The sequence below is a fragment of the Clostridium sp. genome, assembly GCF_051278035.1.
Taxonomy (GTDB): Bacteria; Bacillota; Clostridia; order Clostridiales; family Clostridiaceae; genus Clostridium_AD.
Map to the genome: position 1 here is coordinate 1 of NZ_JBNMNU010000003.1, position 13,848 is coordinate 13,848.

11 protein-coding genes are annotated in these 13,848 nt (G+C 32.2%); all 11 read right to left on the reverse strand.

The window, feature by feature from the left end:
* The coding region (gene ligA, locus ACJAX4_RS01030) for an NAD-dependent DNA ligase LigA (protein ID WP_435787591.1) at positions 1 to 1,490 on the reverse strand (1,490 nt) is incomplete at its 3' end.
* A gap of 109 nt (positions 1,491 to 1,599) precedes the next feature.
* Complete coding sequence (gene pcrA, locus ACJAX4_RS01035) at positions 1,600 to 3,867, reverse strand: DNA helicase PcrA (RefSeq protein ID WP_435787592.1); 2,268 nt, start codon at positions 3,865 to 3,867, stop codon at positions 1,600 to 1,602.
* A 232-nt stretch (positions 3,868 to 4,099) separates the two neighbouring features.
* Positions 4,100 to 4,393, reverse strand: coding sequence for a YerC/YecD family TrpR-related protein (locus tag ACJAX4_RS01040; protein ID WP_435787655.1), 294 nt, complete (start codon positions 4,391 to 4,393; stop codon positions 4,100 to 4,102).
* A 168-nt stretch (positions 4,394 to 4,561) separates the two neighbouring features.
* A complete protein-coding gene (secG, locus tag ACJAX4_RS01045; protein ID WP_435787593.1) occupies positions 4,562 to 4,801 on the reverse strand; it encodes a preprotein translocase subunit SecG in 240 nt (79 codons plus the stop codon).
* Positions 4,802 to 4,917: 116 nt separating this feature from the next.
* The gene (gene eno, locus ACJAX4_RS01050) at positions 4,918 to 6,213 is read right to left on the reverse strand and encodes a phosphopyruvate hydratase (protein ID WP_435787594.1); all 1,296 of its coding nucleotides are present in this window, start codon (positions 6,211 to 6,213) and stop codon (positions 4,918 to 4,920) included.
* A 61-nt stretch (positions 6,214 to 6,274) separates the two neighbouring features.
* On the reverse strand, positions 6,275 to 7,819 hold the full coding sequence (gene gpmI / locus ACJAX4_RS01055; RefSeq protein ID WP_435787595.1) for a 2,3-bisphosphoglycerate-independent phosphoglycerate mutase: 1,545 nt from the start codon (positions 7,817 to 7,819) through the stop codon (positions 6,275 to 6,277).
* A 136-nt stretch (positions 7,820 to 7,955) separates the two neighbouring features.
* Positions 7,956 to 8,702, reverse strand: coding sequence for a triose-phosphate isomerase (gene tpiA / locus ACJAX4_RS01060; protein WP_435787596.1), 747 nt, complete (start codon positions 8,700 to 8,702; stop codon positions 7,956 to 7,958).
* Between the two features lie 31 nt (positions 8,703 to 8,733).
* The gene (locus ACJAX4_RS01065; RefSeq protein ID WP_435787597.1) at positions 8,734 to 9,930 is read right to left on the reverse strand and encodes a phosphoglycerate kinase; all 1,197 of its coding nucleotides are present in this window, start codon (positions 9,928 to 9,930) and stop codon (positions 8,734 to 8,736) included.
* 225 nt (positions 9,931 to 10,155) lie between these two features.
* Positions 10,156 to 11,163, reverse strand: coding sequence for a type I glyceraldehyde-3-phosphate dehydrogenase (gene gap / locus ACJAX4_RS01070; RefSeq protein WP_435787598.1), 1,008 nt, complete (start codon positions 11,161 to 11,163; stop codon positions 10,156 to 10,158).
* Between the two features lie 79 nt (positions 11,164 to 11,242).
* Positions 11,243 to 12,277, reverse strand: a complete 1,035-nt coding sequence (locus ACJAX4_RS01075) for a sugar-binding transcriptional regulator (RefSeq protein WP_435787599.1) — start codon at positions 12,275 to 12,277, stop codon at positions 11,243 to 11,245.
* A 143-nt stretch (positions 12,278 to 12,420) separates the two neighbouring features.
* A complete protein-coding gene (gene rpoN / locus ACJAX4_RS01080; RefSeq protein ID WP_435787656.1) occupies positions 12,421 to 13,782 on the reverse strand; it encodes an RNA polymerase factor sigma-54 in 1,362 nt (453 codons plus the stop codon).
* Positions 13,783 to 13,848 lie beyond the last annotated feature (66 nt).

Here is a 13,848-nt window from a genome sequence, read left to right on the forward strand (position 1 = left end):
ATAGCTTGGAGTAGTTTATCTGTATTCTTTTCTTTTCCTATTATCCCTTGTTCTATAAGTTCCTCTCGGTAATTAAACAATGAATATACATCCGCAATATTTTTGATATATCCACTGCGTATAAGTTCCTTAATATACGCTTCCCCAAAACCTTTTATATCCATAGCATTTCGCCCAACAAAATTAATCATGTGTCTTTCTAATTGCGCCAAACAACTAGGGTTAGTACATTTAATATCGGCCGTATCTTTTTCACGTACTGTTGGCGTCCCACATACCGGACAAATTCCAGGTATGTTAAATCTATCCAATTTTCCAGTACGTTTTTCTTTCACTACAGACTTTACTTTAGGTATAATTTCTCCTGATTTATATACAACAATTATATCTCCAATTCTTATATCTAAATCATCGATAAAATCTTGGTTGTGAAGAATTGCTCTGGATACTGATGTTCCGCATAAACGAATTGGTTCGAATATTGCTGTAGGAGTAATTCTTCCGGTTCTTCCTACTGATACTTCAATATCAATTAATTTTGTTTCTTTTTCTTCTGGAGGAAATTTATAGGCTACAGCCCATTTAGGTGCTTTCGAGGTGTTTCCAAGGGCTTTTCTATCTTTAAGGTTATCAATTTTTATAACAACTCCATCAATATCGTACCCTAAGCTTCCCCTTTGCTCACCTATATATTGTATAGCATTCCACACTTCATCAGCCGTTTTGCACTTTACATAATTCTCAATAACTTTTACTCCCTGCTTTTTTAACCATTCATAACTTTCGATATGAGACTTAAATTCAATTCCTTTGGCATCCTGAACATTAAAAATAAATAGAGATAGTCCTCTTTCCTTTATTATTTTACTATCCAACTGTCTGAGTGTTCCTGCAGCACAGTTCCTTGGATTGGCAAATACCTTTTTTTCTAATAATTCTTGCTGTTCATTGACCTTATTAAAGGCTTCACTCGCCATATATACTTCACCACGAATTTCAAGGTAAGGAACAGGATCTTTAAGTTTTTTTACAACGTCTGCAATTACTTTAGCATTTTCGGTAACATCCTCACCTTGAATTATTCCATCCCCTCTAGTCACAGCTACTGTTAATTTACCATCAACATAACGCAGGGACATTGATAAGCCATCTATTTTAAGTTCAACAACAAAGGTTGGATCATTAAGTTCTTCAATCATTTTATTTATATAAGAATACACATCTTCTTTTGAAAATACGTCTTGCAAACTGAGCATTGGGACATTATGTTTTACGAGTACTCCAGCTTTTCTTTTAGCGACTCCCCCCACTGTTTGAGTTGGGGAATCTAAGGTGATAAGTTCTGGGCGTTCACTTTCTATTTCTTTAAGCGAAAGCATTAATGTGTCGTATTCATAATCTGTTATCTCTGAAATATCTTCGTTGTTATACCTATCACTGTGAAATTTAATTACCTTTTTAATTTCCTTAATTCTATCTTCTACCTTCATATAAATTAATAGGCCTTCCAATAATTAGCCTTTCTCCTTTCCATTACAAATTTTCACTATACCAAATAAAATAACTAGTGCATTCACTAGTTATTCTACCCAACATTGCCTATAACATTTCTATAGGTGCTTTATTTAATACCAATTTTTTAATTCCCATATTATCAAAAGCTATTGAAACTAATGCATCACCACTAGAATTTGAAATTGACACAATGGTCCCTATTCCAAATTTACTATGCCTAACTTTTCTACCTACAGTAGCTGTGTTATTTATATCACCTTCGCTTTTCTGCCCTAAACTATTTTCTTGCGTAGTAACGGAAAGGTAATCATTTACATATGTTTTATTTTCTGTGCCAGGATGACTTAAAAGGCCATGAGGATTATACGCTGGTGCAGCCTTCGTTTTCTTTCTTCTTAATACCTCCACAGACCTATTATTAGCTCCCACAACAATTTCTTTTAAATTTGGAGAGATTTCACTTATAAAATCAGAAGGTTGATACCCGACAATTCTTCCAAACACCATTCTGCTCTCAGCTGAGCTTATATAAAGCTTCTCTTCCGCTCTTGTTATAGCAACATAACATAGACGCCTTGATTCTTCCATTTCAGTAGGGTTATTTATAGAAGACATACCTGGGAATAAGCCATTTTCCATACCTACCATAAATACTATCGGAAATTCTAACCCTTTGGCACTATGTACCGTCATCATTCCCGCAGTCTCGGAGGTTTCATCTGGGTCATCAGTTGTTGAACCTAAACTAACTCCTTCTAGGAAAGTTAATAGTGATTTATCTTCTGAAGTTTTTTCAAATTCTACTGCATCTGATACTAACTCCTTTATATTTTGTACCCTGCTCTCATCCTCTGGTTCCTTGGATTTTTCTAAGTGTTTTAAATATCCTGTATCATTTAAAATAGACTTAATAAGTTCAGACACAGGCACCTCTTCGTTTTTAGCCATAAAACTATTCATAATGCTAACAAACTTAGTTATAGATGATATATTTCTAGTTGTAAGTGTTGGTATTGTATCCACATCTAAAACTGCACTATACAAACATTGGTCTATACTAGTTGCAAAATCTTGAACCTTCTCTATAGTTGCATCACCTATATTTCTTTTAGGTACGTTTATAATCCTTTTTAAAGCAATATCATCAAGTGGATTATTAATAACTTTTAAATATGCCATTATATCTTTTATTTCTTTTCTATCGTAAAACTTCAATCCCCCTACTATTTTATAGGGAATTAAATTTTTCCTGAAACTTTCCTCAAAAATACGAGATTGGGAGTTCATCCTATATAAGATTGCAAAATCCTTATAGCTTCTATTTTCTTCTTTCATAATCGTTTTAATCTGATTTGCCACAAAATTGGCTTCGTCTCTATCTGAAAAAGCTCTATATAGATTTATTTTTTCTCCAAGATCTTTTTCAGTCCTTAGGGCTTTATCTTTTCTCTGGGAATTGTTTTTTATGACTTCATTAGCTGCCATAAGTATATTTCCTTTGGATCTATAATTTTGCTCAAGCTTAACCACCTTTGCCGTTGGATAATCCTGTTCAAAATCTAAGATATTAGTAACATCCGCTCCTCTCCAGGCATAGATGCACTGGTCATCATCCCCCACTACACATATATTTTCATTTTTATCTACTAATAACTTTACGAGCTCATATTGTGCTTTATTAGTATCTTGGTATTCATCCACCATAATATACTTGAATTTAGAGTGATAGAAGTCCAAAACCTCTTTATTATTTTTAAGAAGTTCTACTGCTTTAAAAATTAAATCATCAAAATCGAGCGCATTATTAGCTTTTATCTTTTTTTGATAAAGAAGATAAACATCAGCGACTTTATTTTTTCTGAAATCATGTTCGTTTTCTTTTTTATATCTCTCTGGAGAAATAAGTTCATTTTTAGCATTTGATATCTTATTTAAAATTTCTGAATCTGTTAAATCTTTTTCATTTATATTAAGTTCCTTTGTACACTGTTTAACCAAACTTTTTTGATCATAGCTATCATAAATAGTAAAATTTTTATTATATCCTAGTTTATCTATCTCACGCCTAAGAATTCTAACACAACTAGAATGAAAGGTAGAAATCCACATATTATCTGCTATATTTCCTACAAGCGAACGTACCCTATCCTTCATTTCACCAGCTGCTTTATTAGTAAAAGTTATAGCTAAAATTTGCGATGGATATATATTTAAATCTTGTATCATATGAGTAATTCTATAAGTTAAAACTCTGGTTTTTCCAGATCCTGCACCGGCTAGTATTAAAAGCGGTCCCTCAACTGTTATTGCAGCCTCGCATTGCTCTTTATTTAACAAACTTTGTAAATCCATGAAACCACTCCTTATATATTATAGTAATACTAACTACATTTAGCATTACTACTATTTAACTACAAACATACCTATAATTATATCACAAATTTTGAGAACTTAAACAATTTATAAAAAAGAGACAGTTAATTTATGCCCACTCGCTTAATAATAGTTAAGTTGAGTGAATATATGTTAACAGTCTCTTTTTATCACAATTTGTAATCATATGATAATAAATATATTATTTGATCTACTTCAAACGTCCTAATATAAGCTTATATCCATCACTACCATAATTAAGTGATCTGTTTATCCTACTTATAGTGGCCGTACTAGCCCCAGTAGTACTTGCTATGTCCAAGTATGTCCTTTTTTCTGCTAGCATCTTTGCAACTTGTAATCTTTGTTCAAATGCTTTAATTTCATTTATAGTACATATATCCTCAAAAAACCTATAGCACTCTTCTTTTGTTTGAAGACTTAAGATTCCCTCAAAAAGAAAATCCATATCCTTACTTTGTAGTTTAGACCTATATTCACTCATCATCTTTCACCTCTAATAACATAGATTACTTTATACAATTTTATCATTTATATTACCTTTATACCATTAGAATTTAAATAAATAAAAAAAATGCAGTTTATTAAATTTTTTTAAATAAACTGCGGTGTATTTTAAAATATCTATTTTATTATGAGTTAGATAATTATATTATTTAATTAAATTTAACATCACTGTAGTTATACCAAAAAATACTGCTGCAACTGTTGTAACTTTTACCATTACAGATTCCAATGTTTTTGTTTTGTTTTTCGAGAAATGAGATTCAGAAGCTCCGCCGCCTCCTCCTACAAGGCCACTTAAGCCATCTGATTTACTTGGTTGCATCATAACTGATACAATTATAACAATTGAAGATAAAACCTCTAAAACCATTAAAAAATTATGCATATGTACACCCCCTATTTATTCAATTAAGTTTAACACAATTTCACTAAGAATTCCATAGTACTACAAATATAATATAAGAGTATAGTCTATGGAAACTATACCCTTAATAAAACTCACTATTTGTTGATGTTATAAAATGCTTTCATGCCTCTATATTCAGCTGCTTCCTCTAATTCTTCTTCTATTCTTAATAGCTGGTTATATTTAGCAACTCTTTCTCCTCTAGCTGGAGCACCAGTTTTAATTTGTCCTGCATTCACAGCTACAACGAGGTCTGCTATAAATGAATCTTCAGTTTCTCCTGATCTATGCGAAACTACTGCAGTAAATCCAGCTCTCTCAGCCATTTCTATAGCATTTAATGTTTCAGTTATTGTACCTATTTGGTTTAATTTTATAAGAATTGAATTTGCAACTTTCTTCTCAAGTCCCATTTTTAATCTGTTAGTGTTTGTTACAAATAAGTCATCTCCAACTAATTGAACTCTATCTCCAATTTTATCAGTTAAGTATTTCCAACCATCCCAATCTTCTTCAGCCATTCCATCTTCAATAGATATAATTGGATATTTGTTTACTAGTTCTACATAGTAATCGGCCATTTGCTCTGGAGTTAATTTTCTTCCTTCAGAAGCTAAATTATATTTTCCATCTTCAAAGAATTCAGAAGCTGCCGGGTCAAGAGCTATAAACATATCTTTTCCTGGAGCATATCCCGCTTTTTCTATCGCTTCCACTATAATTTTTATAGCTTCTTCGTTTGATGATAAATCTGGAGCAAATCCACCCTCATCACCAACACCAGTTGATAACCCTTTAACTTTTAATAATGATTTTAATGAATGATAAACTTCTGCACTCATTTGTAGCGCTTGGCTAAAAGAAGTTGCTCCCACTGGCATAACCATAAACTCTTGTAAGTCTACATTATTATCAGCATGACTTCCACCATTTATAATATTCATCATTGGAACTGGTAGAACCTTAGCATTCACTCCACCAATGTATTGGTATAATCCAAGTCCTAATGATTCTGCAGCCGCTCTAGCGCAAGCTAGTGATACTCCAAGCATTGCATTAGCTCCAAGTTTACCCTTGTTGTCTGTTCCATCAAGAGCTATCATTGCTTTATCTATAGCTACTTGATCATATACATTCATTCCAATTATTTCATCAGCTATTTCATTGTTTACATTATCAACAGCTTTTAAAACACCTTTTCCATTATATATATCTTTGTCTCCATCTCTAAGTTCAACTGCTTCAAATATACCAGTAGATGCACCTGATGGCACTGATGCTCTTGTCATTGTACCATCTTCTAGTGTAACTTCAACCTCAATAGTTGGGAATGCTCTCGAATCCAATATTTGTCTTGCAAATACATCAATAATTTCAATATAATTTTTCATAACTTCATACCTCCAAATTTTTTTTCTTTGTTATTATTTCCTAAGTTAAATTAAAATAACCCTATTTGTGTAAACTTTGTGTTATTAGTGATTGCCCTGTCATTTCCTTAGGTGCAGGAACCTCCATAGCATCTAGAATAGTTGGAGCAATATCGGCTAATATGCCAGTTTCCTTTAGTCCTTTACCATGGTTTGAAACATACGTAAATGGCACTAAATTCGTAGTATGTGCTGTCATAGGTTTGCCTGAGGAAAAGTCGATCATCTGCTCCGCGTTACCATGGTCTGCAGTTATAAATACAGTTCCATCCTTGCCTAGAACACTTTCAACAATTTTCCCAAGACATTCATCTACTGTTTCTATAGCCTTTTTAGCCGCTTCAAAAACTCCTGTATGTCCTACCATATCTGGATTAGCATAGTTAAGTATGATCATGTCATATTCATCTAAGTCAAGCCTTTGCAATAACTCTTCAGTAACTAAATATGCACTCATTTCAGGTTGCATATCATAGGTGGCTACTTTAGGTGATGGTATAAGAGCTCTATCTTCATTAGTATTTGGAGCCTCAACACCACCATTGAAAAAGAAAGTCACATGAGCATATTTTTCAGTTTCAGCTATCCTTAACTGTTTTTTGCCTATGCTACTAACGTATTCCCCTAGCGTATTTTTATATTTATCTGATGTATATGCTACAGTTACATCTTCCATTGTTACATCATATTGTGTCATGCACACATAATTTAAGTTTAGTGCTTCTCTTTCAAACCCAAGAAATTCTCTATCATTTATTGCACGAGTTATTTCTCTTGCTCTATCTGGTCTAAAATTAAAGAATATTACACTATCCTTATTTTTTATAGCTGCCACAGGCTTACCATTTTCCATAATAACAGTTGGAAGAACAAATTCATCCGTCTTGTTATCGTGGTAAGCACTTTTAACTGCTTCTATTGCTGATGAATTCTCTTCACCCTTAGATAAGACAATAGCATTATAAGCAAGTTCTACCCTCTCCCATCTCTTGTCTCTATCCATAGCATAGTATCTACCAGACACAGTAGCAATTTTACCTATCCCTATTTCATTCATATATTCTTCAAGTTCTGATATATAATTTAGTGCTGAACCCGGTTGAACATCTCTTCCATCCAAAAAAGCATGAACATAAACATTCTTAGCGCCTTTATCCTTAGCAAGCTTTATAAGTGCCTTTAAATGATCAATATGAGAGTGAACCCCTCCATCAGATAATAATCCTAAAAGATGAATCGAAGAATTTGACTCTATAGCTTTATCTATAGCCTCAGTAAAAACAGTATTTTTGAAGAAGTTTCCTTCAGCAATTTCTTTTGTTATCCTTGTAAGCTCTTGATATATAACTCTACCAGCACCTATGTTTAAATGACCAACTTCTGAATTTCCCATTTGACCTTCTGGTAGTCCTACGTCAAGTCCACTTGCTCTTAATTTTGTGCTTGGATATTTTTTTATTATACTGTCATAGTTGGGTTTATTTGCTGCAATCACTGCATTCCCATCTATATTATTTGACATTCCAAATCCATCTAAAATCATTAACATTACTGGTTTCTTTTGCATTTTTGTCCTCCCACCCATTGTTCCTTATAAACATTACATATAGCTATCTATCCATATGTTATAAACAACCCACACCAGCGGGTTAACCCACTATTGTGGGTCCACTCTCTAATGTAGGTCGGTTTACTAAAATTTTTTAATAGTTTACTATACCTGCAAAATCTTCTGCTTTGAGGCTAGCTCCTCCAATTAATCCACCATCAATATCTGATTTACCCATTTGTTCACTTATAGTTGATGGTTTAACTGAACCGCCATATTGAATTCTAAGTTTTTTTGATACATCTGTACCAAACATAGCTCCAACTACTCTTCTAATAAAACCAATTGTTTCATTAGCCTGATCTGCAGTTGCAGTTTTACCAGTACCTATAGCCCAAATTGGTTCATAAGCCATAACTAAGTTTTCTACTTGTAGTTTTGTAAGTCCATCTAAATCTAATTTTATTTGATTTTCAAGCACTCTTTCTGTAATATTTCCTTCTCTGTCTTTAAGAGTTTCTCCTATGCAAAGGATCGGTGCTATATTATGATTATAAGCAGCCTTAAGCTTTTTATTTACACTTGCATCAGTCTCATTGAAATACTGTCTTCTTTCACTATGTCCTATTATAACATAATCAACGCCCATGTCTTTTAGCATCCCTGGTGAAACTTCACCTGTAAAAGCTCCGCTTTCTTCGTAATGCATGTTTTGAGCTCCTACTTTTATATTTGTTCCCTTAGCTGCTTTTATTACTGCATCTAAACATAAAAATGTAGGACAAACAACAACATCACATGTTGCATCTTTAACAAGCGGCTTTATTCCTTCCATTAAACTTATAGCATCAGCTACAGTTTTGTTCATTTTCCAATTTCCTGCAATTATACCTTTTCTCATTGTAACCCCTCCCAATATTATATTTATTTATTTATTTATTTGTAAGTGCTTCAATTCCTGGTAGAAGTTTACCTTCTAAGAATTCAAGGGATGCTCCACCACCTGTAGATACATGAGTCATCTTTTCTCCAAATCCTAGTTGATTAACAGCAGCTGCGCTATCTCCACCACCGATTACAGTAGTTCCATCGACTTTTGACATAGCCTCCGCTACAGAAGTAGTACCCTTCGCAAAATTAACGAATTCAAATACTCCCATTGGTCCATTCCAAACGATAGTTTTAGCTATACTTATAGCACCTTTAAATATTTCAGAAGTCTTTGGTCCAATATCAAGTCCCATATACCCATCTGGAATATTTTGATCTTTAGTAGTTATTGGCTCTGCCTCAGATGAAAATCTATCTGCTACAATATGATCCACTGGTATTAAAAATTTAACGCCCTTTGCCTCTGCTCTTTGCATCATATCTTTAGCATATTCTACCTTGTCTTCTTCAACTAGTGAACTTCCTATAGAGTAACCACCGGCCTTTAAGAATGTATAAGCCATTCCTCCACCAATAATTAAAGTATCTACTTTTTCAAGTAAATTAGCAATAACATCTATTTTGTCTGAAACCTTAGCTCCACCTAAAATTGCAACGAATGGTCTAACAGGATGATCTACTGCTTCACCTAAGAATTTTAATTCCTTTTGAATTAAATATCCACATACTGAAGTCTCAATAAACTGCGTTACTCCAACTGTAGAGCAATGAGCTCTATGAGCTGATCCAAATGCATCATTTACAAATATATCTGCAAGGGACGCTAACTCTTTAGAGAATTTTTCACTATTTTTAGTTTCTTCACTTCTATATCTTGTATTTTCTAATAGTAAAACATCTCCGTCTTTCATTTTTGATACGGATGATTTAACACTATCACTTACTACATTTGGATCTGCGGCAAAAACTACTTCTTTCCCTAACATTTTAGTTAATTTCTTAGCAACTGGCGCTAGTGAAAGCTCAGCTTTTGCCTCTCCACCTGGTTTTCCAAGGTGTGAACATAAAATGATTTTTGCACCATGATTAACTAAATAGTTTATGGTAGGCATTGCACCTACTAGCCTATTTACATCTGTAATTTCCCCATCTTTTAATGGCACATTAAAATCACATCTCACTAAAACCTTTTTGCCTTTAACCTCGATATCTTCTATTGTTTTTTTATTTAATTGCATACACATTCTCCTCTCATATGTTTTATGATATAAAACGGTTTACGCTTATAATAATATTATACTAAATCCGAGAAATTCTAGTGGTAAACATTACATTATATTCTAATATAATGTAATGTTATATTTAAAAAGGCCTGGTTCCATAGAGTAACTATAAAACCAGACCTCCATATTATATTTACAGTTTTATAGTAAAATTAAATTTTATGAAAAAAAAATTGAATTTTATAATTTGTCTGCAACAAATTTAGTTAAGTCCGCTAATCTATTTGAATAACCCCATTCGTTATCATACCAAGAAACAACTTTAACCATGTTATCTCCAATAACCATAGTTGACATTGCATCAATTATAGAAGATCTTTCATCTCCTCTGTAATCAATGGAAACTAATGGTTCTTCAGAGTATCCAAGAATCCCTTTCATTGTAGTTTCAGAAGCCTTCTTAAATGCTGCATTTACTTGCTCAGCAGTAATATTTTTTGAAAGTTCACAAACTAAATCAGTACATGAAACTGTTGGAGTTGGAACTCTTAATGAGAATCCGTTTAATTTTCCTTTTAATTGTGGTAATACTAAAGCCACAGCTTTTGCTGCTCCTGTAGTAGTTGGAATCATTGATACAGTTGCTGCTCTAGCACGTCTCATGTCATTGTGTGGAGCGTCTAATAATCTTTGATCTCCAGTATATGAATGAATTGTAGTCATTAGACCTTTAACTATTCCAAACTCTTGATCTAAAACTTTAGCAAAAGGTGCTAAACAGTTAGTAGTACATGAAGCATTTGATATTATGTTATGTTTTGCAGCATCATATTTTTCTTCATTAACACCCAAAACTATTGTTATATCTTCATTTTTAGCTGGTGCGGATATAATTACTTTTTTAACTGTTCCAGAAACGTGAGCGTTTGCTTTAGTAGCATCTGTAAAGAATCCTGTACATTCTATTACTATTTCTGCTCCAAGAGAACTCCAATCAATGTTTTTTGGTTCTTTTTCTGCAAATATTTTAATTTCATTTTCATTAACAACTATTGAATTTTCTTTAGCTACTACAGTTCCGTTAAACTTACCATAAAGTGAATCATATTTTAACAGATGTCCTAATGTTGCAGCATCTGTTAAGTCATTGATTCCTACTACCTGTAATTCTGTACCGTAGTTTGCAACTAGTGCTTTAAATACGTTTCTTCCTATTCTTCCAAATCCATTAATACCTACTTTTATCATATTGACAAAACCTCCTAATTTTTTTAAAAATAATTATATGTAAATATATAACTCTTTTAAAATCAAAGCATTATATAGTTTACTCTCTTTTCTCAATAATATTTATAATTTCTTCTGCAGCCGACTCATCAATTATAAGAACTGTACTTGATGCATTAATTTCAGTTGCAATAATAGCTCTGGCTTTACTTTTTCCACCTGCTACTGCAATTAGAATTTTGATATTTTTAATATCTTCGTTTTTCACACCGATGGTAGGTGTGGAATAAACTATTTTTCCTGATTCGTCAAAGTAATGGCCAAAAGCTTCTCCTACTGCTCCAAGTTTTTCCAAATCACTTATAATATCTTCTGATAAACCTCTTTTGTTAGCCATATCCTTAGCAATACCAATACCATAAATAAGCACCTCAGAATTTTTAATTTTACTTATTATGTCCTTTATGCCTTTTTCATTTAATATAGTTTCCAGTGCACCATTACTCAAATTATCAGGTACATGAAGTAATTCATAATTACCAGAAATTTTGTTTGCAAGCCTTGCAACTAAGGTATTAGCCTCAATTTCAACATCTCTAGACATACCGCCTCTAGCCGGAAGAACTAAAATATTATTATATTTGTTTATCTTCGGAAAATTTTCTACAACTTCTTTTACTGTTGATCCACCTGTTAATGCAATTATAGTATTATCTTTTATAATCCCTGTTGCATAACTAGCAGCTGCCTTACCCAGTTCTTTAAGTACACTTTTATCAATTTCTACATTCCCGGGAACAACTATAACTTGTGAAAGCTTTAAATGCTTCTCAATAAATCCCTCAATTTTAGACAACCCTTTAATTTCGCGAATAAAATCTTTTAACTTACTTATTATTTCTTCTCCATCTGTTGTCACAAACATACCTGATGCATTAATCTCAATTAAATTCTGAGACTTCAAAAAATTTATTTCATTTCTTACTATTCTTTCCCCTATACACAAATTACTTGCAAGGATTCTTCGTCCTACAGGTTGATTATAATATATGGTCCTTAGTATGTTATACCGTTTTTGTAAAACTTCTATTAATTCTGGCACTACCTTTTGCTGTAATTTTAATATCTCTTGCACTTAAACACCTCTCTGGACTTTCTGAGTCCCAGCATACAATTTTTGCTCCCACCTATAGTATAACTCAAATACTAACTTTTTTAAATTAGTATTTGAAAAAATATATTAACATTTTGTTAACAAAACCATTGTATATGCTTTTTTTAAAATCTTTTTCGTTTACTTGAGCTTTTAATTGCAAGTTCTTCTCTATATTTTGCTACAGTTCTTCTTGAAATATTCATCCCTTCTGCATTTAATCGATTACAAATGATTTGGTCTGATAGCGGTTTCTTTTTCAGTTCATTATTTACCATTTCTTTAATAGAGGCTTTAATGTTAATTGTAGATATATCATCGCCACCTACAGCCGAAGCTATTCCATTAGTGAATAAATCTTTTATTTTTATAATTTTACCATTATTTACACTAACATATTTTTCTCTAATTGCACGGCTTATGGTAGATTCATGCATTTCCAAATTACTTGCAATAATCCTCAGTGTCATTGGTTTTAAATATTCTTCCCCAATATCAAAATACTCCTTTTGAACTGATAAAATTTGTTCTAGAACCCTGTACACTGTATTTTTCCTTTGTTCAATGCTTTTGATAAGAAACATTGCGCTATTAAGTTTATCTTTTACGTATTCTACAGCTTCCACATCTTTTTCATCTTTAATAATTTCTTTATATAGTGAATTTATATTTAATTTAGGAAGCAGATCTTCATTCATAGAAATAAAATATTGATTATCTATCTTATTAATGTAGGCATCTGGTGTAATATATTTAACAGTCTCACCAGTATAAAATCCTCTAGATGGCTTAGGCTCTAAATTTTTAATAATATCTGCATATTTTTGAACCTGTAGAGTGGTAACTTTTAGTAATTTTGCTATATCGGTATATTTATTTTCTGAGAGTAGCTCTAAATAATCATCTACAATTTTATAAATATTTTCATCATCATTACCCAGGATATACAATTGAATTCTAAGGCATTCTTTTAAATCCCTAGCTCCAATTCCTTGTGGGTCTAAAGATTGAAGAATTTCAAGTGCATTTTCAGCATTTTCTCTTGTTATTGCCATTTCATTGCATATATCAGATAAATTCACAGATAAATATCCCTTTGCATCTAGATTTTCAACCATATATTTGCAAATATTAATTATATTGGTTTCACCAGTTATTAATCCTATTTGCTCTTTAAGATAATCTTTAAGAGATTTTTCCTGGGCAATATAATAAAAAGGTGATATTTCTTCTTTTTCGATTTTTACACCGTAATTTTTCCCTTTATAGTCATCCTGATCAAGGTACTTGATTATTTCTTTAAAATCCTTTACATCATTTTTATTATTTTGAATCTGTTTTTCCTCAAGTACCGGATTCTCTTGCATCTCTTTATCCACATATTGCCCTAACTCATATGAAGACATTTGAAGAAGTTTAACAGACAATTGCATTTCTTGTGTCATTATTAGTTTTTGCTCTTGAATTAAATTCAAACCAAAATTAATATTCATTTATCCATCACCTCATTTTGTCCATTATAAATATTATACCATAGCCCTAAATATAAATAT

Bases quoted from the DNA above. Each gene is read 5' to 3' on its own strand.
- ACJAX4_RS01040 (WP_435787655.1), bottom strand. From the start codon at position 4,393: ATGAGTGAATATAGGTCTAAACTACAAAGTAAGGATATGGATTTTCTT.
- gpmI (WP_435787595.1), bottom strand. From the start codon at position 7,819: ATGCAAAAGAAACCAGTAATGTTAATGATTTTAGATGGATTTGGAATG.
- tpiA (WP_435787596.1), bottom strand. From the start codon at position 8,702: ATGAGAAAAGGTATAATTGCAGGAAATTGGAAAATGAACAAAACTGTA.
- pcrA (WP_435787592.1), bottom strand. From the start codon at position 3,867: ATGGATTTACAAAGTTTGTTAAATAAAGAGCAATGCGAGGCTGCAATA.
- secG (WP_435787593.1), bottom strand. From the start codon at position 4,801: ATGCATAATTTTTTAATGGTTTTAGAGGTTTTATCTTCAATTGTTATA.
- eno (WP_435787594.1), bottom strand. From the start codon at position 6,213: ATGAAAAATTATATTGAAATTATTGATGTATTTGCAAGACAAATATTG.
- gap (WP_435787598.1), bottom strand. From the start codon at position 11,163: ATGATAAAAGTAGGTATTAATGGATTTGGAAGAATAGGAAGAAACGTA.
- ACJAX4_RS01065 (WP_435787597.1), bottom strand. From the start codon at position 9,930: ATGCAATTAAATAAAAAAACAATAGAAGATATCGAGGTTAAAGGCAAA.